Raw genomic sequence first — 25,339 nt, 5'->3', positions numbered from 1 at the left:
TCCGCGCCGCCTTATATCTAGGTAACGGCGCCTTCGCTGTGCTGTACTAGCTCTAGCAGGGCCAGTGAACGACCTTCCATCCTATGTTCTTCACCAAAGGCGCGCTGGAACGGGGCTTCCTCGCAGGTTTGGCTGGTGTCGAGGCGGCATAACCATCCGCTACCGCTTGGGGCGGCCGGTAGTTGAAAAGCGACGGCCTCGTGGTGCGCATTGAAAATTAGCAGCAAGGTGACATCGGCCCCCGCACGGCGTATGCCGGAAGGCTGCGCGCGACCATCGAGTAAAAGACCGAGTGTGCGCGCCTCGGTATCTTCCCAGCGCTCAACATCCATTTCGGCGCCATCCGGGGCCAGCCATGTCACTTCCTTGAGCCCCATTTCTTCGTTGTATTCACCGGAAAGGAAGCGACCTCGCCGCAGGATGGGGTAACGCATCCGAAGTGCGATCACGCGCCGCAGGTACTCGATCATGGCGTGGGCGTCACCGTCGAGGTTCCAGTCCACCCAACTGATCTCGTTATCCTGGCAGTACGCGTTATTGTTGCCTTGCTGGGTGCGCAATAGTTCGTCGCCCGCCAGCAGCATCGGCGTGCCTTGGGAGAGCAGCGTGGTGGCGATAAAATTACGGATCTGACGCAGCCGTAATGCCTGGATATCCTCATCGTCAGTAGGGCCTTCGACGCCATGGTTCCACGATAAATTGTGGTCATGGCCATCCATATTGTCCTCGCCGTTCGCCTCGTTATGCTTATCGTTGTAGGCCACCAGATCAAAAAGGGTGTAGCCGTCGTGGGCAGTGATGAAGTTAACCGAGGCGAATGGCCGCCGTCCGCGACGCTTAAAGAAATCAGCCGATGCCATTAGCCGGGTCGCAAGCTCCGGTAACTGCCCTTCATCGCCGCGCCAGAAAGCGCGTACCGTGTCCCGGTAGCGGTCATTCCACTCTGCCCAGCCAGGAGGGAAGCCACCGACTTGATAACCGCCGGGGCCGCAGTCCCAGGGTTCGGCAATCAGTTTGACCTGGCTGAGAATAGGATCTTGGCGGCAGGAGTCGAGAAAACCGCCGCCCTCATCGAAGCCGTGGGGTTCGCGGCCAAGAATGGTGGCCAAGTCAAAGCGGAAACCATCAACGCGCATCTCGGTGGCCCAATAGCGCAGCGAGTCGGTGACCATTTGCAGCACACGCTGATGGCTAAGATTAAGAGTATTACCCGTGCCGGTATCGTCGATGTAGTAGCGCGGCTCTTCGGGCATCAGCCGGTAGTAAGAGGCGTTGTCGATGCCTTTAAGCGAAAGGGTGGGGCCTAGCTCGTTACCTTCGGCCGTGTGGTTGTAGACCACATCGAGAATGACCTCCAGGTCGGCGGCATGGTAACGCGCCACCAGCTCTTTAAATTCATTGATGCTTTCGCCAGAGAGATAGCGCGAATGGGGGGCGAAAAAACCGAGCGTGTTGTAGCCCCAGTAATTGCGCAGCCCTTGCTCTAACAGGCGCTGATCATCTACGAAGGCGTGGATCGGCAGTAACTCAACCGACGACACGCCAAGGGAGTGAATATAGTCAACCACATCGTTGACCATCAGCCCGGCAAAGGTGCCGCGTAGCGCTTCAGGTACCGATGGATGGCGCATGGTATACCCACGAACATGGGTCTCATAAACAATGGTGTGATCCCAAGGCAACTGCACATCCCGCGAGCGACCCCAGGTAAAGGCCGGGTCGATCACGCGGCAACGCGGCATAAACGGTGCACTGTCCCGCTCATCGAAACTTAGATCACCGTCGGGATGGCCGATGGTGTAACCAAACAGTGCTTCATCCCATTGCAGGTCACCCACAATCTGCTTGGCGTAAGGGTCGAGCAGCAGCTTGTTGGGGTTGAAGCGGTGGCCTTCCTCGGGGGCGTAAGGGCCGTGTACACGGTAACCATACAGTTGGCCGGGGCGGGCGTCGGGTAGGTAGCCATGCCAAACTTCATCGGTATATTCGGGCAGCTCTACACGTGCCAACTCCTGTTCGCCGTTTTCATCAAACAAGCATAGTTCAACCCTCGTGGCATTCGCCGAGAACAGCGCGAAATTAACGCCTAGCCCATCCCAGGTCGCCCCTAAAGGAAACGATGATCCTTCGTGAACACGTGTTTGCCGCATAACGCTTGGGGTTTCGTCGGCGGCAACGGACTTATCGCTGTCCCGCGAGGCGTGGCTTGTATTCATTGCATTCATCCTTGGGCCATTCGGGCACTTGGGTGTTAGCTAACGTTTTAACGTCTGTTTGTTAACAAGCGTTTTTTTACGACCGTTTTTAAAAACGGCTTTTAACTCTCGGGGTCGCTTGTCTTAGGCGTATTGGTTTTCTTCGCCTTTGGCGTCGCTTTTTTCGTTGTCTTGGCATCTGTCTTTTTAGCCGTTGCCGTCTTACCTGCTTTCTTGGATGTGTTAGCTGTCTTAGCTGTGCTCGTCTCTTTGCTAGCGGCCAGCGGGTCGCTGCTACGCCGCGGGCGGCGGGTACGCACCACCGTGGCGGAGTCCTCAGGCAGTGGCTCCATCGAACTCGCTGTAGCGTCGGGGTCGGTGGGCGCCTGGGGCGGATGGCCACGATCTTGTACCGGCACGTCTTGCCCCACTACGGTGTCGTCGCGAAAGGGAGCTTCATCGAAGTCGGGGTCGCCGTCCGGGTCTTCCAGCGGTAAACGGTTCTCCTGGATGCCTACCTCGTCATCCTCTAGCGGCAAGTCCTCCTCCAAGATAGGTGTTTCGTCCAGCGGCTCACCGACTTCTTCCAAATCGGCGTCGTTACCGGCTGCTTGCTCAGCGGCAACGATCTTTAATGCCCTATCCCAATGGCGTTGCTGTTGGCCTTCGGGGCGTCCTTCAGCTTCCCAGATGCTGTAGGCCAGTTGACGCACGCGTTCTTCGTCAGTCATGTCAGCTCATCCTATGTGCTATGTCACAATTCGTTTTCGACGCTCGTTTTCGATGTGACAGGGTGTGGAAGTCATCTAGAAGTAACCCAAGCGCCACTGCTCTCCGTGTCGTCGTCGCGCAGGTAGACACCGACGGGTAGTTCCGCCAGCAAGGAGGCAATAGGAAGTCCGTGGTCGCCTATCTCCAGCGAAGACGCGGTCAAAATCCCCTGCCAAACGCCAGCATCTGGCTGTAGCAAAGTATCTCCCCAGTGCGTCGGGGGAATATGCGGTAGCTCAGCGTTGCCTAGTAGCGCTGTCGTCAGCCGGGGTACTACCACCAACAATCGGTAGCCAGCGTAGCGCCGGGTAAATGCCACCACATGGTCAGCATGCTCACCGGTTGCCGAGATAGGATGATAATCACCGTGGGTAAATAGCCGTGGATGACGATGGCGCAACGCCAGTAACCGGGCGATGAGCGCTTGCTTTATTCGTCCATCCCGCCAGGTTAATAGTGCCTCTGTAGACGTTAGGGCCGCTTCAAGCGCTGCTTGACGCGCGGCATGGTCGACGGGGCGGCGGTTATCAGGATCGACCAAGCTGTAATCCCAGAATTCGCCACCTTGGTAGAGGTCAGGTACGCCGGGTACGGTCAGGCGAAGTACCGTTTGTACGAGGCCATTGAGGGCGCCCGGTAGATCGATAGTGCGTGCCGCCGCTGCAATGGAATCGCGCAGGGGCGGTGTGGTCAGTAAGTCCTCAAGGAACGCTTGAGAAGCGGACTCATAAGTATCATCTGGCCATAGCCAATGGCTGCGTAACTTGGCTTCGCGCAGGGCTTTTTGCTGCCACTGAGCGAGCCGCTGGGTAAACGTTTGCATTTCGTCGTTGTCCAGCGGGTCAAGCGTTGGCGCCCAAGCCCCTAAAAGAACTTGGTAGAGAATCAGTTCATCGCCCGGTGAGGGAGCAACCCCACCGGGCAACGATCGGCGCAGCGGGGCGGCTAACCGCCGCCAATGCTCAATGTTTGTCGCAAAGTGAGAGGCGTGCTCGCTGAGTGCTGCTAAACGCGCGCGAACATCTTCGCCACGCTTGTGGTCGTGGGTGGCGGTGGTCACCATGGTGCGGGGGAACTGGCGGGCACGCCGGGCATTCGCTTCGTGAAAATGCTTGGGAGAATGGCTGAAATGCTCGCCATCAAAGCCCACATCGTTTCGCGAGATCAACACGGCGCTGCGATACCCCGCGGTATCTTCCACTGCCTTGGCCGCCACCGGCGAGGTGAGCTGCTGGAAGCGCACTATGGCGCGCTGGCGCAATCGGCGCTCGTCATCCTTAGCGATGTCGCAAGGCGCTTCGCCGCCCAGCCAGCGCTCTAATGCTTCGAGCACTGCAATGTCTGGCGGATTTAGCGCCTGCCGAGCCCCTCGCATCGCCTGAGCGAAGAAGGGAGCATCGGCTTTGGGGCGCCCGGCCTCATCGGCATAGCTGCGGTAAATGGGGAAGTGAACGATTAATGCTTCCAGTGCCCGGCTGATGGCCGCCAGAGTAATATCACGGCTGGCAAGCTGGGCGCGGGCAACGGCATGCAGGGCGTTGGCACAGGCATTGAATTCGCTGGCCAGCAGTGAGGTCAGTATCTCGCGCCTGGCCAGACGTACCTCGGTTGAAAAATCAACGTCTCGGCCACTGATTTCCTGCCAAAGCTTGCGCAGTGGTGCGGCGCTGGCCGGGTCGTGCTGTATGCCTGAGACCTCGTTCATAAACTCATAACCGCTGGTGCCGTCCACGCCCCAGTCGTCATGTAGTGTTTCGCCATCACCCAAAATCTTTTCTACATAGAGAGCGACTTGGCGAGGCACTTCGGCCGGTCGCTTGGCTTGCAAGGCATCCAGGCGCTGGCGCAGCTTTAGGCAATAACCGCGTGGGTCGGCAAGTCCATCAACGTGGTCGACCCGTAAGCCGTCGACCCAGCCCGCTTCGACCAACCGTAACGGCAGGGCATGAACGGCCTCGAACACTTCCGGCACTTCAACGCGCACGCCGCCTAGTTCGGTGACATCGAAGAAACGCCGCCAGTTGATCTCATCAGAGGCGGTGCGCCACCACGCCAGGCGGTAATGCTGGCGTTCAAGTAAGTTATGCAGGCGAATGGCGCCGTTGGGGTTTGCACCGTCAAACAGGGGCAGAACATCGTCGAGCGACTGCCGGGCAGCGGGGGATTCCATCACCTTGCTTAGCTGGTAACGCGCCTCGTCAGCGGCGGTATAGGCGTCTTCGCGTTGCTGCAAGGCATCGAAAAAGGCCGCCTGTTCGTGCAGCACGTTGTGCTCAGCAAAGCGTAGTATGTCGCCGTAATGACGGGGGTCGATGGGAAAGCGGTGCTCGTGATAATCCACATGGAAGCCTGCCTTATCGGCGTCGTAGCTCAGTTCTAATTCACCCGAATGGAGTATCTCGGCATAAGGGTCACCCAAGAACGGCACTAGCAGCTTTCCGGCAAGCGAGGGGGCGGCGCTATTAATATCAGCAGCGTGCCAGTCAATATCGAAGAAGTCGGCATAGGGGCTATCTTTCCCCCAGGTCAGCACATCTTGCCACCAGCGGTTTTGGGAGCCCCCCACCGCTAGGTGGTTGGGGACAATATCCAGGATTAGCCCCATGCCACGCGAGCGAAGCCGCGATACTAGGCGCTCCAGCGCCGCCTCGCCGCCTAACTCAGGGTCGATGCGTGTTGGGTCGATGCCATCGTAACCATGGGGCGAACCGGCACGTGATGCCTGTAGAGGTGAGGCATAAATATGACTAATACCCAGGCTGGCGTAATAGTCTACCCAGTGTTCGGCATCCTCTAGGGTAAAGTCGCGGTGAAACTGCAACCGCACAGTCGCGAGGATTTCATTCATGAGTCGATTTCCCAAATAGGGCGGATCGTGATGGTTTGCTAGAGGAGGTGGCTTTGCGCGCACGTGTCAGCGCCACGAGCCGTTGACGAACCTCATCCGATGTCAGTAAATCGTTGGCATCGGATGCCCAGCGCCGACGCCAATTAGGGTGCTCATCCACCGTGTTTGGTAAGTTGGCTTGCTCCTCAAGCCCCAGGACGTCTTCAACTGGGAGCAGGAGTAACGGCGCGGGCGTGGCAGCTAAGTGGCGCGCACACGCATCGAGTACCTGCGAGGCGGGTATATCGGCCGCTTCTAGTGTCTCGGTCGTCGGCTTTACACCCAGTAAGCCCAGCGTAGCGGCGAGTTTGGCCCGTTCCTTGCGCCTGGCTAGCTGTTCACTTTCAGCACTTTGCGTTTCCTTGAGTAGCCCCAGCCGGCTGCGCCATTCAATATCTCGCCCCGCCCACCAGCCCGCCACGGTGGGCAGGTCATGGGTCGAGGAGGTTGCCATGGCATGTGGGTTCCAATCGCTGGCGGCAAGGAAGTTATGCGCCTCGTCCTGCTCGAACCACAGCACCTGCATGCCCAATATGCCGCGGGCGGTAAGGCGTTCGCGAAAGCCGGGGGCGACGGTGCCCAGGTCTTCACCAATCACGATGCCGCGGTGTCGCCAGGACTCCAGTGCCACCAGGCGCAGCATGTCGTCTAGCGGGTAGCGGAGATAACCGCCTTCAGTGGGCGATGCGCCACGGGGAATGAGCCATAGTCGCAACAAGCCAAGGATATGATCGATCCGCACCCCGCCGGCATGGACGAAGGCACTGCGCAGCATGTCGATAAAACTACGAAAGCCTGAACGCTTTAGGCCATCGGGAGAAAAAGCGGCAAGCCCCCAATCCTGGCCATGGGCATTAAACAGGTCGGGTGGGGCGCCGATTGAGACGCCTTCCAGCATATCCGTTGGGCGGCTCCAGGTTTGGCTGCCTCCAGCATCTGCCCCTACCGCCAGATCAGCGATCAATCCAATCGCCATGCCGCTTTCACGAGCTGTGCGCTGGGCACGGGACAGCCCATCGGCGGTTATCCACTGCAGGAAAGCATGAAAACCGATTTCATCGGCGCGGGTTTCGGCGAAGTGAGCAAGCTTAGGGCTGGCTGGGTCGCGTAGCTCTTCAGGCCACTCTCGCCAGTCGCCGGGGCCGAGCTCTCTTTGCAGAGCTTCGAAGCGGCAATGATCTTCCAGCAATGCGCCACCCGCACGGCGAAATGCCTGCATCTCCCGGTGGAGGGCTTGGGCCTCATCATCTTCACGCACCATGAAGTCATCGTAGAGATAACGCAGCCAGGAGAGCTTGACGCGTGCTGCCTCGGGCCAGTCGAGGTAGTCATCGGCTTCCAGGCGGCGCAGCTCAGCCTGCAGCCCGTTGCGGGCCTGGGCGTCATGAACGCTGGTCTCGCCCAGCAGAGTTTCCGCAGCACTGTAAAGCACGTTGTAGAGCAGTCGTGTAGAGGGGGAGTAGGGGCTGTAGCGCTCAGGATCGGCGCTAAACATGGCATGGGTAGGGCTAATCGCCAGGGCAGCCGCACCTTGTTGAGCGGCATGTGTAACGAACTGCTCCAATGCCAAGGTATCGCCAATACCGCCATCCCCGGGACGCCGCAAGGCGTAAAGCTGCGCTGCCAAGCCCCACATCCTGGGCGTAGACTCGCCGCTGGCGTCACTAAGCGAATAGCACTGGTGAGGTGCGACGGCCAGGGTCAATTCAGTATCGGCTATCTGCAACTGGTGATAGCCGATCTCGGTAACGCTGGGCACCGCACCGTCATCGTCGAGGTAACCTTGTTGAGAGCCGCCCTGCTCAAGCTGCAATGTAAACGCGGTGCCGGGAGGCAACGGCGAGGGCAGCGTGATCGGTGTGTCACAGTCGGCGGTAAGCAGCGGTGGCCATTCTGCCGGGCTTTGCGGTGCATGCAGGCGCTTCAGGCGTTGCAAGCCTTCCTTCATGGCGGCCTCACTCGCCGTTGAATAGCCCAGTACTTCCAGTAAGTGACGCTGAACCTGTTCAGAGAGCTGGCAGGGCTCGCCGTCGCTATCTTCCCACTCAAGCAGTAATCCGGCCGCGTCGGCGAGTTCCCTTAGTAACACTTTCATGCACTTACCTCCTCTTCACCGGGGTTATCGCGCAACCAGGCCGCCGCAGCGCGGGGAGGCATCCGGCCACTCTCGGCGGCCTTCGCGACCCCGTCGCTGGTTTCATAAAGTAGCTGACCTACTCCTAGTCCCGGTGTAGCTGCCGGCTGCTGCCCAAGATTGAGTGCTATCACCAGTTGAGTGCCGTCCTTCATTCGCCAGCGGGCCAGTACTGCTTTGTCGCCGAGCACGTTTGCCTCCAATGCTTCCGCGCCAGCCAGACGCGGCACAATATGCTGGTGGCGCAGCGCTAATAGCGTGCGATAGCGCGCTAAGCAGGCAGCAAACGGTGGCTTTTCTCGCGCGGCAAAGTCGGGAATAGAGGCTTCGAAGGTGGTGAGGGCATTAGGATCGGGTATGCGCTCGCGGCTCTTTTCGTCAATAAAAGCGCTAAAGTCGGCAAACTCTGCCCGCCGCCCTTCACGAACGGCTTGGGCGAGGTTTTCATTATGTTCGGTGAAAAATAGGAAGGGCTGCGTGGCTCCCCACTCTTCGCCCATAAATAACAGCGGGATCATGGGGGATAGCAGCAGTAAAACCTCAGCGGCTGCCAGTGAATCGGCATCAGTGAGTACATTTAACCGCTCGCCGAGGGCACGATTGCCGGTTTGGTCATGATTCTGAAGAAACGCGACGAAGGCCGTGGGTGGTAGGTGCGCGCTGGGCTCTCCGCGGGAATGGCCATGGCGCGAGGTATGGCCCTGAAATATGAAGCCCTCGCTGAGACAGCGGGCCAGCCGGGGGGTGGCGTCATCGACAAAATCGCTGTAATAGCCTTCCTGCTCGCCGGTCATCAGCACATGCAAAACGTTGTGCCAGTCGTCATTCCACTGAGCGGTAAACTGCTGTGGATTGAGTAGGCTGGCGGTATTGCCTTCGTTCTCCAGCACCAGATGGATATGCCGCTCGGGGGCAATTTGGGTGCGTATTGTTTCGGCTAGCTCAACCAGAAAGTCCTGCTCGCTAATGGCGTGGACAGCATCGAAGCGCAAGCCATCCAGGTGGTACTCCTCTAGCCACATCAAGGCGTTATCAATGAAGTAACGGCGTACCATCGGTTGGCGAAAGTCGATGGAGGGCCCCCACGGGGTGACCAAATCCTCACGGAAGAAGGCGCCAGCGTAGTTGGCCAAGTAGTTACCGTCGGGGCCGAAGTGGTTATAGACCACATCAAGAAACACCATTAGGCCGTAGGCGTGGGCCTCGTCGATCAGCGCTTTCATATCATCAGGGCTGCCGTAGGAGGCTTCCACCGCGTAGGGCAGCACGCCGTCGTAGCCCCAGTTACGCGCACCGGGGAATTCCGACACCGGCATCAACTCAATGGCGGTGATACCTAATTCCGCCAAGTAGGGCAGATGTTGGCGCACGCCTTGAAAGCCACCCAAGGTGCCGACATGCAATTCGTAGAACACGGTTTCATGCCACGGGCGCCCCTGCCAGTCGGTGTTTTTCCACCGGTAGTGATTGGGGTCGATCACCACACTGGGGCCGTCGATATCACCGGCCTGGGCGCGGGCGGCGGGGTCGGGCACTAGGCTGCCCTGCTCGGCGTTCTCGTCGTCTTTCTCATTAAATATACGATAGCGGTAGCGCGCACCGTGCCCACAGGCTACTTCGGCCGTTGCGCAGCCGTCATCGCTCTTATCCATGGTGACACTGGGCAACCCCTCAACCTCTACAGCAACCCGGCGAGCGCCCGGCGCCCAGAGCACGAACCGTGTTAAGTTTTCCCCGACGACCTGTGCGCCGAAGGTGGGTTGAAACGCTTGTAGTTGGAGCCGTGGCTTTTCAAGCATCGCTTATCCCCCTTCATCCCTGAGCCAGTGTCGCCTCGTTGCCTGCCTGTTCAAGCGCCTGTAGGTACAGCTTGCTATAGGGGACGATTGACTGTTTCCAGTGGTAACGTCCCGCCATCGCCGCGCCGCGCATGGCATTGAACAGGTCGGTTGAGCGGTATACGGCAAAGGCGCGCTGAATGGCATGCATGTAGCTGCCGAACTGCATGTCGTCGAACAAAAAGCCGGTAACGCCGTCCTCAATCGTATCGGCCAGGCCGCCGGTGCGGTGAGCAATCGGCAGTGAGCCGAACCGCTGGGCATACATCTGGCTTAGCCCGCATGGCTCGAAGCGTGACGGCATCAGCAGAAAGTCACTTCCCGCGAAGAGGCAGCGAGCCTGATACTCATCGAAACCGATGTAAGCAGTAATGGCGCCAGGAAAACGAATGGCCAGCTTACGTAGCGCTTCCTCGACATGGTGTTCGCCGCAACCCATAAAAACGATTTGGCCGCCCGCATGGACAATGGCTTTGGCTGCTTCAATGGTCAGATCCAGCCCTTTCTGATGCACCATGCGTGATATCACCGCAAACAAGGGACCTTGGCTGGGGGTTAGCCCAAAGTGACGGCGAACATAATCAGCATTGGCACGCTTACCGCGCCAATCGTTAGAAGAGAACGCTTGGATCAAGAGGCTATCGGTGCGCGGATCCCAGGAGTCGTCAATACCATTGGGAATGCCGCTCAAGCGTCCTTGGTCGGCTTTGCAACGAAGCAGCCCATCAAGCCCACAGCCGAATTTCGGCGTGGTGATCTCCTGGGCATAGGTGGCACTGACGGTGGTTACTTGCGAGGCATAAACGATGCCCGCTTTCATGAAGGAGATGTCGCCATAGTATTCGACGCCATCAATATGAAACGCCTCGTCAGGAATGCCGAGCACCCCAAGGCGCGAGGCATCAAACACGCCCTGGTAAGCCAGGTTGTGAATGGTGAAAACAGTCGGGATGGGTTGCCCTTGGCTTTGCCAGTGCAAATACGCCGGTGCCAAGCCACATGCCCAATCGTTGAGGTGCAATAACTGGGGCTGCCAATCGAGATTTGCCTTGCCCAAGGCGATATCGGCAGCTGCCCGTGACAGGCGAGCAAAGCGGATATCATTATCTTTCCAGCCTTCATCTTGACCATCGCCATAACCGCTAGAGCCGGTGCCATAGGGAGTGCCTTCACGCTCATAAAGCTCTGGGCAGAGCAGTACATAAACGATCAGCCCATCGCGGCAGGTTAGCTGGCCAATATCACACGCTGGCAATCCCGCAAAAGAAGGCAAATGGCCAACAGTTACAATGTCATAGTTGGACTGAACCATTTCCCGATAAGCGGGGATTAATACTCGTACATCGTGATGCGCTGCCAGTGCGCGGGGAAGTGCCGAGGAGACATCGCCCAGACCGCCGACCTTAACGAAATCGGTAATTTCAGTGGTAACAAATAGAATGCGCTGTGGAGAGTCGAGTTTATCGTTATGGCTTCGATCGATAATGTCATAACGGCGATCGGTAACAGTTTGATTTAAATGGTGCCGGGGGATTACTTGGTTATGGGTAAAAGGAACCTCTTTCAGTCTAGGCCCCTCTTGTTCGTCATTTTCTACCATGCTCTCGTCCGGCATGCTTTTAATGTTAGCAACCTCACTCAAAGCCACATCGCCCATGTTCTACCTCCCTGGATTACCATGGTCAACACTGTTTAACTGATAGCTTTTAACTAGATGGCCTTAAGTCAGGCCGTATTTAACTATCTAGTATTTAACTATCGAGTATTTAACTACCTAGCTCATTACTCTTTAATGACTTCCTTTCCTTACCCTCGGCTACCATGCCTCTAGGCGTTGCATCGGAAGTCGCTACTTAAGAGCAGGCGCTACTTAAAAACTATAGTTGAGGAATCATAGGTTAGCTAAATGGGGGGCAACCATAACCTACATCAATATGCGTGTTAAATAAGTATCGGAAGAGCTAAAGAGGCACAATGGAAGAGCGGTTAAGTCCGTTAAATGCTTTGGCTTTAAAGGGTTATGTTTAAAATTTAATAAAAGATAAGAGGGTTTTTTCTATTTTTGTTTGTTGAATTTTCCTGTATCTTTAGTGAGCTAGGCTGTTTTTTTAACAAAAGTAAATAGTAACTTTGGCTTGCTTATTAATCGCTTAGGGCAGGGGGCGAGGCCACTGCGAAAAAAAGCATGGCCTCGCCGCATTTAAGCCGATAGTGAAAGAAAAAACAGGATCAGCGGGGGGGATAGCAGCGAAAGAATAAACCCGCTGACCACGGCGATAGGGACGCAGGCCACGCCGCCATGTTGCTGAATGACGGGCAAGGTGAAATCCATAGAGGTCGCCCCGCCGTAGCCAATCGCCAGCGCGGTATGGCGATGGATCACCAACGGAATCAGGATAAACGCCAGCAGCTCGCGGGTGAGGTCGTTGAAGAATGCCACGCCACCCATTAGTGGGCCTAATTGATCGCCAATTAGAATCGCCGAAAGCGAATACCAGCCGAAGCCCGAGGCCATCGCCAACCCTTCGTTCCAGCTAAGTGAAAGCAGCGGGGCGGCAACTAGGCCCGCCAGTAATGAGCTGATTGCTAGGGTGACTGCAATCATCAGCCCCATACGGTTAAGCAGGATTTGTCTAAGAGGCATGCCTGAGTTGCGCAGCTGGCAACCAATCAGTGCTAATAGTAGGTAAAGCACCCATTCGGCGAGTAAATCGGCGGTGCTGAAAAGCCCTTCGCCCACAAGAGGCCCTGCCAGCAGGCCGACGATAACGCCGCCCGCCACCACAGCAACGAGCAACAGCGAGCCCTGCATGGCGGCCAATTTACTGGTGGGTGCATTCTTTACCACCGGCGAGTTGCCTGCCTTAAGGGGCAAACGGCATGATAACCACCAAAGCGCTGCTAGGTTAAAGGCGGTGGTAATGCTAAATAGCAGTAGGGCGTTGCCACCTAAGCGTGAAAATTGGCTAGCTAGGTTTTCTAGACCCGCCAAACTGATGCCCATGAACAGTAAAATCAAATAAACCGAGCCGCTAACGGCTCGGTTTATTAACTGCTGAATGCGGGTGGCATGCACCGGTACCAAGTAGCCAAGAACCAGCGGTAACAAAACAATCAATAAGCCTGAAAACATTTAGGGCGTCGTGCCCCCGTCTGGGTTGAAGTTGGTTAACGTCAGCTGCGTTTCGCGGCTGCCCTCTTTTTGGTACACCGCAGACAGAATCAAGCCGGGCCAGTCGGGGTGAAAGTGAAGTTGCAGCAGGCGGTCAGGTTTCTCTATATCAATCAAGGATACCTGCAGCGCTTCAAACTCACCGGCAGGGACGCTAATGGTGTCAGGGGCGTTGGTATTTTTTTCTGTAACATAATACTGAAAGTGCTCATCACGCCCCTTTTGATCAACAAACTCAATCTCGCAGGGGGCGCTCTCGATGCAGTTTTCATGCCCCGCCCGGCGCGATAAATCAAACAGCGCCGTTTGCCGATCTAAGCTGGGAATATCGTTTTCGTTTAATTCATAGCTATCACCGACGCCTAGCACTGAGTAGCTGCTATTAAAGAGCAGCGCCTGGGTCTCATCGCCGTTGACAGCAAAACGGCTGAATTCCTGGCCGCGTGCCACGGTAATGGAAAAACGCATGTCGCTTAACCAGTGGCTACCTTCGTTAGTGAGCCGGTGGGTGATGGTGGCCCCAGGCCAGCCGCGCACTTCAAGCCGGTATTGGGCCTCAAAGGGGCGTGGGTCTTTGAGTGTGTCTGCTGCTAACGCCATGCCGCTCAACCAGAAAGCGGCAAGACTCAACCCTATCCCCGCAAGCATGCGGCTAGGCTGTCGTGCGAAAACATTGACCAAGGCCGTCCCTCCAAAAATGGTGTCTTCCTAAGAGCCTTTAGCCAGCGCTTGGTTCCCAGCGCGCTAGTATAACCGCGGTGGAGGAGGGCTTCAGTAGCCCGCGTCCGGGTTGACGGTGGAGAGTTTTTCACCTGATTCAAAGGCATGTAAGTAGGAAATTACCTGGTCGATGGCATCATTCAGCGGCGTAGGCGCCGCCATATGCGGTGTAACGACCACATTGGGATGCTGCCATAGCGGACTGTTTGTCGGCAGCGGTTCCTCCTGAAAGACATCCAGTAGTGCCCCTCGCAAGTGGCCCGGCTGGTCAGCACTGCCCAACGCATCCAGCAATGCCTGTTCATCAATCAAGCTGCCCCGGCCTGGGTTGATCACGCTGGCGCCTTTGGGTAATTGGGCAAGACGCTCGGCGTTAAGAATGTGTTTGGTCGCTTCCGTGTCAGGCAAAATAGTGACTAAGCTTTGCACCTGTCCTAGCAGTTCGGTTAGCCCGTCATCGCCGTGAAAACAGTGTACGCCGCTAATTTGCTTGGGCGAGCGGCTCCAGCCCAGCACCGGAAAACCAGCTTGCTGCAAAGCGCTGGCCACAAAACCACCTATAGCCCCCAGACCTAGTACACCCACCGGCCACTGCGATTTCTCTACCACGGCCTGTGGTTGCCAGGTGGCGCTTTGCTGCTGTTCCCGGTAACGGTCCATGCTGCGGTAAAAATGCAGCACACCATACAGGGCGTAATCGGCCATTAACTCGCCCATGCCCGCATCGCGTAACTTCACAATCGGTACATCGCTAGGCAGCCCTGGCGTTTTCAGCAGGTAATCCACCCCGGCGCCTAAGTTGATAATCCCTTTTAGTTGAGTCTGTTCTTGCAGCAAATGCGCAGGCGCTTTCCAAATGGCGAGGTAGTCAGCCTGTTTGCGCTCCTCCGCGGGTGCTTCGCTAGTTAGCACTGTGGCTTGGGGCAGTGCCTGTGAAAGCGCCTCCTGCCACTGTGCAGCTTCGTCAATATGGACAATAATTTTCATCCCGCCTCCTCTCGATAAAAGTGTCTTCACTGCCGTTATCATGGTGAGCGATGGGGACTGTTGCAAGCTCGCTCAGCCTAAATAATGATGTTCTATGCACTTTTTGTCATAAAGCCTTTGACCGCTAACCAAGGGTCGGTGCTAGTATCGCCTTAAGACGACATTGGCGGGCCTGCTGCAACCGCAGCAGATGCAACCCCGACGCCTGATCGGTGGTGGCCAGGTCGATCCTGTGGCCCAGCGTTGTGTGCCTAACAGTAGGCAGCACGTTGGTTCTTGGTGATCCTTAATGGCGAGTTGCCCGATGACTCAGGTTTCCCTACCTTTCACACGCGAAGAGTATGCTACCCGCCTGTGGAAAGTGCGTGCTGAAATGGCCAGTCGTGGCATTGACGTATTAATCGTCAGTGACCCTTCCAATATGGCCTGGCTAACCGGTTACGACGGTTGGTCGTTTTATGTGCATCAGTGTGTCCTGGTGGGCCTCGAAGGCGAGCCGGTATGGTTTGGTCGGCGCATGGATGCCAACGGTGCCCTGCGCACCTGCTGGATTGATCCCGACAACATCACCTACTACCCGGATTACTATGTGCAAAATCCGGATATGCACCCAATGGAGTATCTGGCGCAGTCGATCATGCCTGATCGTGGCTGGCACTTGGGTGTGGTGGGTATGGAGATGGATAACTACTACTTCTCCGCCAAGGCCTATCTGAGCCTGTTGAAAGAGCTGCCCCATGCACGCTTTATGGATGCCAATGCGTTGGTCAATTGGTGTCGTGCGATCAAATCGCCCCAGGAAGTGGCCTATATGCGCATTGCCGCCAAAATCGTGGAAGGCATGCATACGCGTATTCTGGAAGTGATTGAACCCGGCCTGCCGAAGAGCAAGCTGGTGTCGGAAATTTACCGCGTAGGCATTGAAGGCTTTGTTGATGGGAATGGCAAGGTTTTTGGCGGTGACTATCCCGCCATTGTGCCCATGCTGCCTACCGGTAAAGACGCCGCTGCACCGCACCTGACCTGGGACGACACGCCTTTTCGCAAAGGCGAGGGGACCTTCTTTGAGATTGCCGGGGTGTTTAAGCGCTACCATGCGCCCATGTCGCGTACGGTTTTCCTGGGTACGCCGCCCACTGACTTTATCCGTGCCGAATCGGCGCTGCTGGAAGGCATTGAAAACGGCTTGGCAGTGGCCAAACCCGGTAACCGCACGGCGGATATTGCCATGGCGCTGGGTGCGGCGATGGATAAATACGGTTTTGACCGCGGCGGCGCCCGCTGTGGTTATCCCATCGGTATTTCATACCCCCCCGACTGGGGTGAGCGCACCATGAGTTTGCGCCCCTCCGATGACACTATTCTGGAGCCGGGCATGACGTTCCACTTTATGCCCGGGCTCTGGGAGGAAAACTGGGGCTTGGAAATTACCGAAAGCATCTTAATTACCGAAGACGGCTGCGAAACCCTGGCCAATTTTCCGCGCCAGCTGTTTGTTAAGTAGTGGTTTGTAAAAAAGGAATATCCAATGACTGATCAAGCGAACCAATTGCGGCCAAGCCCCATTTCCGCCACCGTTGATTTCGATGCCGATGGCGTGCAGCACGGCTTTTTAAAACTGCCCATCTCCACTGACGAATCTGCCTGGGGCGCGGTGATGATTCCGGTGACCGTGGTCAAGAACGGCGACGGCCCCACGGCACTGCTGACCGGCGGCAACCACGGTGATGAGTACGAAGGCATTACCTCGCTGCTGAAGCTCTCTTCAACGCTTAAAGCAGAAGACGTAACAGGGCGGGTGATTATCGTGCCATGCATGAACACCCCAGCCGTGATGGCGGGCAAGCGCACCTCGCCGATGGATAAAGGCAACCTCAACCGCAGTTTTCCCGGCGACCCCAATGGCAGCGTCACGCCGCAGATTGCCGACTACTTTACCCGCGTGCTGGTGCCGATGAGTGATGTGGTGCTTGATCTGCACTCTGGCGGCCGTACGCTGGATATTCTGCCGTTTGGTGCGTCTCACGTACTGGATGACAAAGCGCAGCAGCAGTCCGCTCTGGAAGGCGCCAAAGCGTTCGGCGCCCCCTACGCCATGGTGATGTTTGAGCTGGATGCGGAAAAGCTCTTCGATACCGCCTGCGAGCGCCAGGGCAAAGTGTTTGTGGCCACAGAGCTTGGCGGCGGCGGCACGTCGACGCCCTTAAGTATCGCCATTGCCGAACGCGGCGTGCGCAATTTCCTGATTCACTACGGGCTAGTCAAAGGCGAAGTCGAAATGCCTGCAGGCGGGCAGATGTATCTCGATATGCCCGATGCCAGCTGTTACGTGCAGAGCCAGCACTCCGGCGTGTTAGAGTTATTGGTGGCACTCGGTGATGAAGTGAAAAAAGGGCAAACCATCGCCTATGTGTATGACATGACTCGCAGCGGCACTGCACCAGTGGCCTACAAAGCCGAGCGTGATGGCATTTTGATGGCCCGCCGTGCGCCCTCGCTCATCAATATGGGGGACACCCTGGCGGTGATTGCCGATGTTGTTGACCGCCTGGAGGCGTAGCCCCCAGCATGATAAAACTTGACCGTTACGATCTGAAAATTCTCGACATCCTCTCTCGTGATGGGCGAATCACCAAGTCGAAACTGGCCGAGGCGATCAATCTCTCGGTCAGTCCCTGTTGGGAACGCGTGAAGCGCCTTGAAAAAGCCGGTGTGATCGAAGGGTATACGGCGCGCATCAACGCGAATGTGTTGGTGCCGCGCAATCCCGTGTGGGTGCAGATCGAGCTTAAGCAACACAACGCCGAAAGCTTTGCCCGTTTTGAAGCGCTGGTGATGCAAACCACCGAAGTCACTGAGTGTGTGGCGGTAGGGGGTGGAGTGGATTACCTAGTGAAGTTTGAAGCCCGCACCATTGATAGCTATCAACGCCTGATGGATAAGTGGCTGGTGTCCGAGGCCGGTATCGAGCGCTACTTCACCTATATCGTGACTAAAACCGTCAAACGTGTGCCTATCGGTATTGATACCGACGACATTCTTTAGGCCCCACCAAAAGCTATTACCCAGTACAACAAAAAAAAAGCACTGCCAAACGACCGCTGACAAAAAAAGTCGCGTGATAAGTCTCGGTTTTCAAAAACACTTCGTGGCCACTCTTCGTTAACCTGGGTGCATTCGACGGCAAGGCAATGAGCTTGCTGACAATGCCACACAGTTTCTGCAGCGTTCGGTTAGCCAGACTGCATTTGAGGGAGGTTTCCATGACCACACTATCGACCACGCTTGCCAAGCGCCTGGAAGATCCGCGTCTGTTCCGGCAGTACGCCTACGTGAACGGTAAATGGACCCACGGTGAAGGTGGTCGCGAAGAGGCGGTGTATGATCCTGCCACCAATGAAGCCATTGGCCATATCCCGCTGCTGGAAGCCGAACAGATTACCGCTGCGGTGGATGCCGCTGAGGCTGCGTTTGTTCACTGGCGGGCGCTACGCGCTGACGAGCGCTGCGAGCGCTTATTGGCCTGGTACGACCTGATTCAAGCCAACCGTGAAGACCTCGCTACCATCATGACCCTGGAGCAGGGCAAGCCGCTGCCGGATGCCCGTGGCGAGGTCGAGTACGGCGCCAGCTTCGTACGCTGGTTCGCGGAAGAGGGCAAGCGTACCTACGGCGAAACCATTCCCAGCCATATCCCTAATGCCTCACTTGGCACCATTAAAGAGCCGGTGGGTATTGCGGCCATGATTACGCCCTGGAACTTCCCGCTGGCGATGATAACCCGTAAGGCGGCCGCCGCGCTGGCCGCTGGCTGCCCAGTAATCGTTAAGCCTGCCAATGAAACGCCGTTCTCGGCGTTGGCGCTGGCGGAGCTTGCCGAGCGTGCCGGCATTCCCGCGGGTATTTTCAACGTGGTGTTAGGCGACCCGGCGGAAGTCTCTAAAATTCTGTGTGGTGAGTCGCGTATTCGGGCGCTCTCGTTCACTGGTTCCACACGGGTAGGTCGCCTACTGATCGAGCAAAGCGCTAACACGGTAAAACGGCTCTCCTTAGAGTTGGGCGGCAACGCGCCGTTTATCGTCGGGCCGGATATGGATCCTAAACAAGCGGCCTACGCCGCGGTGGACGCCAAGTTCCAAACCGCCGGACAGGACTGCTTAGCGGCTAACCGTATTCTGGTGCACGAATCGATCCACGATGAGTTCGTTGAGCAGTTTGCCGAGCGTATGTCTGCCCTCACGGTAGGTAATGGTTTGCAAAGTGAGATTGATCTTGGCCCACTGATTCACCGCCAAGCGGTGGAAAAAGCTGCCGCGATTGTTGATGATGCCATTTCCAAAGGCGCTACTATGATCGGTGGTGATCAGAACAAAGCACCGGGTGAAAACTTCTTTATGCCAGTCATGCTGACCGGCGTAACGCCCCAGATGAAAGTGTGGCGGGAAGAGAACTTTGCGCCGGTCGCCGGCATCACCGCTTACAGCACCGACGATGAAGTGATCGAGCTGGCTAACGATACCGAGTACGGCCTGGCTGCGTACATCTACACCCATGATATCCGCCGCATTTGGAAGCTGATGCGCGCGCTTGAGTACGGCATGGTCAGCGTCAACTCGGTGAAAATGACCGGCCCGCCAGTACCCTTCGGCGGCGTGAAGCAGTCCGGCCTTGGCCGTGAAGGTGGTGCTACCGGTATCGATGAGTATTTGGAAACGAAATATTACTGCCTTGGCGCGCTGGGTTCGGTGTCGGGGAGCTAGCGAGGATAGAGTCGCAGTCGAGGCTGGTTAGGCACTAAGCGAACCGTCTTTTTCAGGGCCGGAAAGAGCTCCATGCAATTCCGGCATTTCCGCCATCCTTGGCGGTCAGATGAAAAAGCCGAGCACCCAGGGATGGGTTTACAGCGTGTTCGCGTGTGCCTAATCAGCCGTGCAGCCCACAATATTTTTAATGCCGCCCCGCTGGTCGGGGAGGTTTATCGTACAGAGAGAACACTATGAGCTTGCATCAGGACCTGATCGAACGCGATCGTAAAGTCACTTTCCACGCCTCTACCCACCTGCGCGATTTCGCCCACGGCGATGCGCCAGGCCGCGTGATTACCGGCGGTAAAGGCATCAATATCGTGGATAAAGATGGCCGTGAGTTTATCGACGGCTTTGCCGGGCTTTACTGCGTCAACATAGGCTACGGTCGCACTGAAGTTGCCGAAGCGATCTACAAGCAAGCGCTAGAGCTCTCCTACTACCACACCTACGTGGGCCACTCTAACGAGCCACAAATCGAGCTTTCCGAGCGTATTCTGAAGATTGCGGGCATGAACATGTCCAAGGTCTACTACGGCATGTCCGGTTCAGACGCCAATGAAACCCAACTCAAGATCGTGCGTTACTACAACAACGTATTAGGCCGTCCGCAGAAGAAAAAAGTTATTTCACGCATGCGCGGCTACCACGGTTCTGGTATCGCTTCTGGCTCACTGACGGGTCTAAAAGCATTCCATGACCACTTCGACCTGCCAATTGACACCATTCGCCATACCGAAGCGCCGCACTACTACCTGCGTGCCGCCGAACAGCACGGTATGACGGAGCTTGAGTTCTCCTCCTACTGCGCCGACAAGCTGGAAGCAATGATTCTGGAAGAAGGCCCTGATACCGTGGCCGCCTTTATCGGCGAGCCGGTGTTGGGCACGGGTGGTATCGTGCCGCCACCGGAAGGCTACTGGGATGCGATCCAAGCCGTGCTGGCGAAGTACGATGTGCTACTGATCGCTGACGAAGTGGTATGCGGCTTTGGCCGTACCGGCTCTGACTTCGGCAGCCACCACTACAACATGAAGCCTGACCTGGTGACTATCGCCAAAGGCTTAACCAGTGCTTACCAGCCGCTTTCTGGTGTGATTGTCGGCGAGAAAGTGTGGCAAGTACTTGAGCAGGGCACTGGTGAATATGGCCCCATCGGCCACGGCTGGACCTACTCTGGACACGCGCTAGGCTGTGCGGCTGGCCTTGCTAACCTGGATATCATCGAGCGTGAAAACCTGGTGGGTAACGCGTCGGAAACCGGTGCTTACTTCCAGCAGCAGCTAAAAGCTAACTTCGAAGGCCATCCGCTGCTGGGTGACGTGCGTGGTGTTGGCTTGATGGCGGCGCTTGAGTTCTCGCCAGATGCCAAGCAGCGCCTGCACTTCGACCCCGCGCTTAAAGTTGGCCCGCGTGTGGCCGCGGCAGCCATGGAAGAAAACCTGATTGCCCGCGCCATGCCCCAGGGCGATATCCTAGGCTTTGCGCCACCGCTGACCATTAACCGGGGTGAAGTGGATGAGATGATTGGCCGCGCCAAACGTGCGATTGACCGTATCACTGATGAGCTTACCCGCTCCGGTGATCTGAAAACCGGCCAGCAAGAGGCTGCCTTTACGGTTTAATAACCTGTCTTAGCCTTTTGAGCGCCGCTGCCTGTGCAGCGGCGCTTTTGTTTTTGAAGGCGGCTGCTTCTGTTTTTGAAGACCACGACTATGCTGAATACAGATGTTAGCCAACTGATAGTAAAGGAGAGACCCACAATGCAGCCGGTATTAGCCTTCGATGTTTACGGCACGCTGATTGATACCCAAGGGGTAACGATTGAGCTGGAACGACGCTTGACTGATGCCTCCAAAGCAGGCGAGTTTGCCCGCCGCTGGCGGGAGAAACAGCTTGAATACAGCTTCCGCCACGGCCTTATGGGTGCCTATGTGCCGTTTTCTGAATGCACTCGCGAAGCGCTGGTCTTCATTGATCGGGCGTTACAAACTGGCCTTACCGATACCGACCATGATCACTTGATGTCGGTGTATGGTGAGCTGCCAGCGTTTCCTGATGTCGTGCCCGCTTTGGATCAACTGCGCGATGCGGGCATACGTTGCGTGGCGTTTTCAAATGGCACGGCAGACGCGGTAACTAAGCTACTGGCTCGAGCAGGCGTTGAGAGCCATATGGATGACGTGATAAGCGCCGATGAGGTAAAGCGTTTTAAGCCAGACCCCGCCGTCTATTCTCATCTGCGTAGCCGTTTAGAGGTGCGCCCAGAGCACTCCTGGCTAATTTCCAGCAACCCCTTTGATGTGATTGGTGCTACCCATGCCGGGTTACGTAGCGCCTGGGTACGGCGGAGTTCGGATGCTCCATTTGATCCCTGGGGAATTGAACCCGATATGACGGTCACCGATTTACAAGCATTAGCGGAGCGCATTATCCGTTAGATTGTTAACCTACGTAGACAGGCCGCATAATGACGCACGCTTAACGACTTAGGATATGAGCATGTCAGAAAAAATTTACTGTGTTGCTGGCTTTAAACCCAAGCCGGGCAAAGAAGAAGCGGTATTCAAAGCGTTGCAGGGTTTAGAGCCAAACACCCACCGTGAAGATGCGTGCATTCACTACACCGTAACGCGCCAAATCGACAACCCTTTCGCTCAAGGCACCGGTTACCCGATTGTTTTTCATGAGATTTGGGCTAGCCGTGAAGAGTTTGAAGCCCACTGCCAGCGCAAAGAGATTCAAGCGTTCTTTGCCAAGCACGTTGAATCGCCGGACGGCGATATTGAAGATGCCAACGTGTGCGTCTACACCGATGAGCCATGGAATTTCGACGCACCCAAGGTATAGCCCTAGCGTGTAGAATAGGCCACTAGCTAACCGGAAAGCGGCACGCAAAAAGGAGCCAACATGACCGATAAAAAGATGAACGTCGAAAGCTTTAACCTGGATCATACCAAGGTAAAAGCCCCGTACGTGCGTTTAGCCGACATCAAAGAAGGCCAGAACGGCGACAGGATTCACAAGTACGATCTGCGGATCTGCCAGCCCAATAAAGAGCACATGGAGATGCCTGCGCTGCACTCTCTTGAGCATTTGATGGCTGAGCTTTCTCGCAATCACACCGATAAAGTGGTCGATATCAGCCCCATGGGCTGCCAAACCGGTTTCTATATCGCGATGATTAATCACGATGACTATGACGGCGTGCTGAGCATCATTGAGCAAACGCTAAACGATGTGTTGGTCGCGACTGAAGTACCCGCCTGCAACGAAATGCAGTGCGGCTGGGCTGCCAGCCACAGCTTAGAAGGTGCCCAGGAACTAGCCCGTAATCTGCTAGCTAAGCGCAACGAGTGGACTGAAGTCTTCGCTTAAGCGTTAAGCAACATCATAAACGCAGTAGCAAAACGCCTTCCCAGCGCCACATATCGCCGGGGAGGCTTTTTTATTGTCTGTGCATTAACAATGGAAAACGCTAATTAATAGTGACATGCTGGCGACACACATATTTTCCCTGGGTGAGGCAGTAACATGCTGTTGGACACTTGGCTTTTATACCTTATCGCCTGCATAGGCCTGTCACTTTCGCCAGGGCCCAACGGCCTGTTAGCGCTAACCCATGGCGCGATGCATGGCAGCCGGAAAACGCTGTTTACCATTATTGGCGGTGCCACAGGCTTTTTCCTGATTATTGCCCTATGCATGTTTGGGATTGGTGCGCTGCTTAAATCATCGGTGATATGGCTAACGGTGCTGAAATGGGTAGGTGGAGCCTATCTTGTCTGGTTGGGTATTCAAGTATGGCGCTCGCCACCAATTACAGGCGAAATTGACGTGAACGCAAGCCAAGCGAGCGGATGGCATTTATATCGCCAGGGCGTACTGGCATCCATCACCAACCCTAAGGTGCTACTGTTTTTCAGCGCCTTCTTACCTCAATTTATCAATCCTCAAGGTAGCTTGATACTGCAGTTTTTCGTGCTGGCTGGCACCTTTGTGGCGATTGAATGTATCGTTGAAGGCTTACTCGCCAATATGGCCAACCGCGTCCGCCACTGGTTAAAACGCGTGGGCCGCGGATTCAACCGCACCTGCGGCGGTATCTTTGTTGCTATTGGTACTGCACTGCCGTTTCGGGCGTGAAACTATTGCCTCACATACGGCATTTCGCATTAAAACTAATTGGCGTCAAAAAGTTGGCCGTTTAAATATGAAATTAAAAGCCTGGTTTGGCCGCTTTGCAGCTAACTCTTTCGGCTTTATGCCGCAGGCTCTGCGACTGCCTTGAGAATGTTATATTGGCCGAGTTGCTCGGGAAGGACTCTTGCTGAAAAATCACTCTCTATTTCTTGGCAAATTTCTTTGTAAGCACGCAGCTTAGGGCCTTTTTGTACATTAGGGGCTTGGCTTATAAACACCATGTCCTCAGGCGCATTGTTTGAAAGCTTGAGCCGGCGTAAGTGCGATAACCATTTGTCACCTTTTTCAATAATGCGACTAGCGTCTTCTAAATCAAAGCTAATTGGCTTTATGGCTTGACGTATATTGGCACCTTCCTGCCAGACGAATGGTAATTTTACACGAACAATATCATTACCCAGCGTCTGTTCTGTGTATCTGCGATTCAGTGATCTGAGCCAATCGGTAACATTTTTAGTGAGCTGTTCTTCTGGTGTGGCTATGTGCTTGAAATCATGGTGAACATAGCGATTGAACAGTTCATCAAGGGCGGTCTTTGGATCTTTAGCAGCCAGAGTCCCCGGCTTGCTGAAGCGGAACATGGCTTCGCGTGGTTCTACCAAGTCATTGAATATGCGCAGCTGTACATCCAATTGACCTTTGTGGTGGTTGGCTAAATCAACCGTGCGCTTAAGCTCCGTCACGAAATGCTGGCGTGCTTGTGTAAACACTTTGACTGGCAATTTATCGAAGAAATGGGTAATACGCTTTCGTGAAATGGTTTCGACCCGCTGGAGAAAAGCGCCATTATTGCAGAGCATGATGATCCCCAGGTTCGCGAACTCACCTGTATCGAGATAGGGCTGAAAGCGCAGTACCGCGTAATTACAAATAATTGCGCTCATATCAAGCTCCAGAAGGACGGATCGCGTAAACGTACTAACAAATTAAAGCGCTCTGCTAACGTGGGCTGTATCTCAGAGGCCTCGTCGTCTATATCTCGGTAGAGCCACTCTAAAGGTATTAAGTCAGTGATCATATCCCAATCATTCAGTGTAGCGTCAAGCACCGCTTCGTGGCGTGCGCGTATTTCGAGGTCTGCAAAGCGTTCACGTTGGTGACTAAATACATGATTTTCAAAATTACCTGTGTGGTTTATGGGGTTAAAAGCTAAATTATGATCTATGACCACCAAACCACTTACAGCGCTCCATAGTAGGTTTACATTGCCTCCCTGGCTGCTTAAACATCGATCTTCATTGTTAATCCAAATATCAAACAGTAAGAGACGTTGCTGGGTACCTTCGTCGACCTCTCCTATTAACGAGAAGAGTAAGTCTTGGCTATGGGGAGCTACCTTAGACGCAAAGGCCATTCCTCCCTCTAGATCCCCAGCACGTGGTTCTGTCGAAAAGTCCAACATGCCCGTTGGAAAACGCATTAAGGCGTACTCAGCAACAGGCAATTCACAGCGTCGTGCTAATTCAGAACAAATGAGTTCAGATACCAGTGACTGTTGGCCAACGCCATTGACGCCTTTCACTACATATTGATCATTATTTGCATCACGTATGATAAATGGCTTTGTGCGTCCTTGGGTCGATTGGCGCAGAATTTCCTTAGCCTCTACTACGTAAGGTCTTTTCAT

The 25,339-nt window shown here is 55.5% G+C and carries 20 protein-coding genes; 9 read left to right on the top strand and 11 right to left on the bottom strand.

All coding sequences use genetic code 11. The features are described 5' to 3' along the window. Window positions 1–17: 17 nt before the first annotated feature. From glgX to ACWI0H_RS16200, 9 genes are all read right to left on the bottom strand, one after another. Window positions 18–2,216, bottom strand: a complete 2,199-nt coding sequence (gene glgX / locus ACWI0H_RS16240; protein WP_485873963.1) for a glycogen debranching protein GlgX — start codon at window positions 2,214–2,216, stop codon at window positions 18–20. A gap of 101 nt (window positions 2,217–2,317) precedes the next feature. Further along, entirely contained in the window at window positions 2,318–2,926 is a 609-nt protein-coding gene (locus ACWI0H_RS16235; protein ID WP_339882595.1) for a DUF2934 domain-containing protein, read from the bottom strand. A 71-nt stretch (window positions 2,927–2,997) separates the two neighbouring features. Then, on the bottom strand, window positions 2,998–5,814 hold the full coding sequence (gene treY, locus ACWI0H_RS16230; RefSeq protein WP_485873962.1) for a malto-oligosyltrehalose synthase: 2,817 nt from the start codon (window positions 5,812–5,814) through the stop codon (window positions 2,998–3,000). Continuing rightward, window positions 5,807–7,948, bottom strand: coding sequence for a 4-alpha-glucanotransferase (malQ, locus tag ACWI0H_RS16225; protein WP_485873961.1), 2,142 nt, complete (start codon window positions 7,946–7,948; stop codon window positions 5,807–5,809). Before malQ ends, treY begins: the two co-directional genes overlap by 8 nt. Beyond that, window positions 7,945–9,786 carry a malto-oligosyltrehalose trehalohydrolase gene (gene treZ / locus ACWI0H_RS16220; protein WP_485873960.1) on the bottom strand — a complete coding sequence of 614 codons (1,842 nt, stop codon included), beginning with the start codon at window positions 9,784–9,786 and terminating at the stop codon, window positions 7,945–7,947. The genes malQ and treZ overlap by 4 nt, the downstream gene beginning before the upstream one ends. Before the next feature lie 13 nt (window positions 9,787–9,799). Continuing rightward, complete coding sequence (gene glgA / locus ACWI0H_RS16215) at window positions 9,800–11,482, bottom strand: glycogen synthase GlgA (protein ID WP_485873959.1); 1,683 nt, start codon at window positions 11,480–11,482, stop codon at window positions 9,800–9,802. A gap of 543 nt (window positions 11,483–12,025) precedes the next feature. After that, window positions 12,026–12,958, bottom strand: a complete 933-nt coding sequence (locus ACWI0H_RS16210; RefSeq protein ID WP_101147458.1) for a LysO family transporter — start codon at window positions 12,956–12,958, stop codon at window positions 12,026–12,028. Then, entirely contained in the window at window positions 12,959–13,678 is a 720-nt protein-coding gene (locus ACWI0H_RS16205; RefSeq protein WP_101147457.1) for a hypothetical protein, read from the bottom strand. Between the two features lie 90 nt (window positions 13,679–13,768). Further along, entirely contained in the window at window positions 13,769–14,704 is a 936-nt protein-coding gene (locus tag ACWI0H_RS16200; RefSeq protein WP_336275211.1) for a 2-hydroxyacid dehydrogenase, read from the bottom strand. Between the two features lie 304 nt (window positions 14,705–15,008). Here ACWI0H_RS16200 and doeA point away from each other — a divergent pair, with 304 nt between their 5' ends. From doeA to ACWI0H_RS16155, 9 genes are all read left to right on the top strand, one after another. Next, window positions 15,009–16,208 carry an ectoine hydrolase DoeA gene (doeA, locus tag ACWI0H_RS16195; RefSeq protein WP_176302433.1) on the top strand — a complete coding sequence of 400 codons (1,200 nt, stop codon included), beginning with the start codon at window positions 15,009–15,011 and terminating at the stop codon, window positions 16,206–16,208. A 24-nt stretch (window positions 16,209–16,232) separates the two neighbouring features. After that, window positions 16,233–17,264 (top strand): N(2)-acetyl-L-2,4-diaminobutanoate deacetylase DoeB, encoded by a 1,032-nt coding sequence (gene doeB / locus ACWI0H_RS16190; protein ID WP_485873958.1) that lies wholly within the window; start codon window positions 16,233–16,235, stop codon window positions 17,262–17,264. 8 nt (window positions 17,265–17,272) lie between these two features. Next, window positions 17,273–17,749: an Lrp/AsnC family transcriptional regulator gene (locus ACWI0H_RS16185; RefSeq protein ID WP_485873957.1), complete on the top strand. Its 477-nt coding sequence runs from the start codon at window positions 17,273–17,275 to the stop codon at window positions 17,747–17,749. A 218-nt stretch (window positions 17,750–17,967) separates the two neighbouring features. Beyond that, entirely contained in the window at window positions 17,968–19,464 is a 1,497-nt protein-coding gene (locus tag ACWI0H_RS16180; protein WP_485873956.1) for an NAD-dependent succinate-semialdehyde dehydrogenase, read from the top strand. 236 nt (window positions 19,465–19,700) lie between these two features. Further along, a complete protein-coding gene (locus tag ACWI0H_RS16175) occupies window positions 19,701–21,134 on the top strand; it encodes an aminotransferase (protein ID WP_485873955.1) in 1,434 nt (477 codons plus the stop codon). A gap of 138 nt (window positions 21,135–21,272) precedes the next feature. After that, entirely contained in the window at window positions 21,273–21,950 is a 678-nt protein-coding gene (locus ACWI0H_RS16170; protein ID WP_485873954.1) for a haloacid dehalogenase type II, read from the top strand. Between the two features lie 61 nt (window positions 21,951–22,011). Next, on the top strand, window positions 22,012–22,359 hold the full coding sequence (locus ACWI0H_RS16165) for a putative quinol monooxygenase (RefSeq protein WP_427387081.1): 348 nt from the start codon (window positions 22,012–22,014) through the stop codon (window positions 22,357–22,359). 60 nt (window positions 22,360–22,419) lie between these two features. Beyond that, complete coding sequence (locus ACWI0H_RS16160) at window positions 22,420–22,887, top strand: S-ribosylhomocysteine lyase (RefSeq protein ID WP_290835322.1); 468 nt, start codon at window positions 22,420–22,422, stop codon at window positions 22,885–22,887. A gap of 156 nt (window positions 22,888–23,043) precedes the next feature. After that, window positions 23,044–23,655 carry a LysE family translocator gene (locus tag ACWI0H_RS16155; RefSeq protein ID WP_485873953.1) on the top strand — a complete coding sequence of 204 codons (612 nt, stop codon included), beginning with the start codon at window positions 23,044–23,046 and terminating at the stop codon, window positions 23,653–23,655. A gap of 116 nt (window positions 23,656–23,771) precedes the next feature. Here ACWI0H_RS16155 and ACWI0H_RS16150 read toward each other — a convergent pair whose 3' ends face one another. Together ACWI0H_RS16150 and ACWI0H_RS16145 are read right to left on the bottom strand one after the other, a co-directional pair. Continuing rightward, a complete protein-coding gene (locus ACWI0H_RS16150; protein WP_485873952.1) occupies window positions 23,772–24,596 on the bottom strand; it encodes a DUF3037 domain-containing protein in 825 nt (274 codons plus the stop codon). Next, window positions 24,593–25,339: a HipA family kinase gene (locus ACWI0H_RS16145; RefSeq protein ID WP_485873951.1), complete on the bottom strand. Its 747-nt coding sequence runs from the start codon at window positions 25,337–25,339 to the stop codon at window positions 24,593–24,595. Before ACWI0H_RS16145 ends, ACWI0H_RS16150 begins: the two co-directional genes overlap by 4 nt.

The sequence above is a fragment of the Halomonas sp. NYA30 genome (genome assembly GCF_976980765.1).
Note: the sequence above shows the minus strand (reverse complement) of the source record. Positions and strands in the feature narration are given on the sequence as shown.

Coding starts and splice junctions, on each gene's coding strand:
- glgX (WP_485873963.1), bottom strand. CDS start 2,216: ATGAATACAAGCCACGCCTCGCGGGACAGCGATAAGTCCGTTGCCGCC.
- ACWI0H_RS16235 (WP_339882595.1), bottom strand. CDS start 2,926: ATGACTGACGAAGAACGCGTGCGTCAACTGGCCTACAGCATCTGGGAA.
- treY (WP_485873962.1), bottom strand. CDS start 5,814: ATGAATGAAATCCTCGCGACTGTGCGGTTGCAGTTTCACCGCGACTTT.
- malQ (WP_485873961.1), bottom strand. CDS start 7,948: ATGAAAGTGTTACTAAGGGAACTCGCCGACGCGGCCGGATTACTGCTT.
- treZ (WP_485873960.1), bottom strand. CDS start 9,786: ATGCTTGAAAAGCCACGGCTCCAACTACAAGCGTTTCAACCCACCTTC.
- glgA (WP_485873959.1), bottom strand. CDS start 11,482: ATGGGCGATGTGGCTTTGAGTGAGGTTGCTAACATTAAAAGCATGCCG.
- ACWI0H_RS16210 (WP_101147458.1), bottom strand. CDS start 12,958: ATGTTTTCAGGCTTATTGATTGTTTTGTTACCGCTGGTTCTTGGCTAC.
- ACWI0H_RS16200 (WP_336275211.1), bottom strand. CDS start 14,704: ATGAAAATTATTGTCCATATTGACGAAGCTGCACAGTGGCAGGAGGCG.
- doeA (WP_176302433.1), top strand. CDS start 15,009: ATGACTCAGGTTTCCCTACCTTTCACACGCGAAGAGTATGCTACCCGC.
- doeB (WP_485873958.1), top strand. CDS start 16,233: ATGACTGATCAAGCGAACCAATTGCGGCCAAGCCCCATTTCCGCCACC.
- ACWI0H_RS16185 (WP_485873957.1), top strand. CDS start 17,273: ATGATAAAACTTGACCGTTACGATCTGAAAATTCTCGACATCCTCTCT.
- ACWI0H_RS16180 (WP_485873956.1), top strand. CDS start 17,968: ATGACCACACTATCGACCACGCTTGCCAAGCGCCTGGAAGATCCGCGT.
- ACWI0H_RS16175 (WP_485873955.1), top strand. CDS start 19,701: ATGAGCTTGCATCAGGACCTGATCGAACGCGATCGTAAAGTCACTTTC.
- ACWI0H_RS16170 (WP_485873954.1), top strand. CDS start 21,273: ATGCAGCCGGTATTAGCCTTCGATGTTTACGGCACGCTGATTGATACC.
- ACWI0H_RS16165 (WP_427387081.1), top strand. CDS start 22,012: ATGTCAGAAAAAATTTACTGTGTTGCTGGCTTTAAACCCAAGCCGGGC.
- ACWI0H_RS16160 (WP_290835322.1), top strand. CDS start 22,420: ATGACCGATAAAAAGATGAACGTCGAAAGCTTTAACCTGGATCATACC.
- ACWI0H_RS16155 (WP_485873953.1), top strand. CDS start 23,044: ATGCTGTTGGACACTTGGCTTTTATACCTTATCGCCTGCATAGGCCTG.
- ACWI0H_RS16150 (WP_485873952.1), bottom strand. CDS start 24,596: ATGAGCGCAATTATTTGTAATTACGCGGTACTGCGCTTTCAGCCCTAT.
- ACWI0H_RS16145 (WP_485873951.1), bottom strand. CDS start 25,339: ATGAAAAGACCTTACGTAGTAGAGGCTAAGGAAATTCTGCGCCAATCG.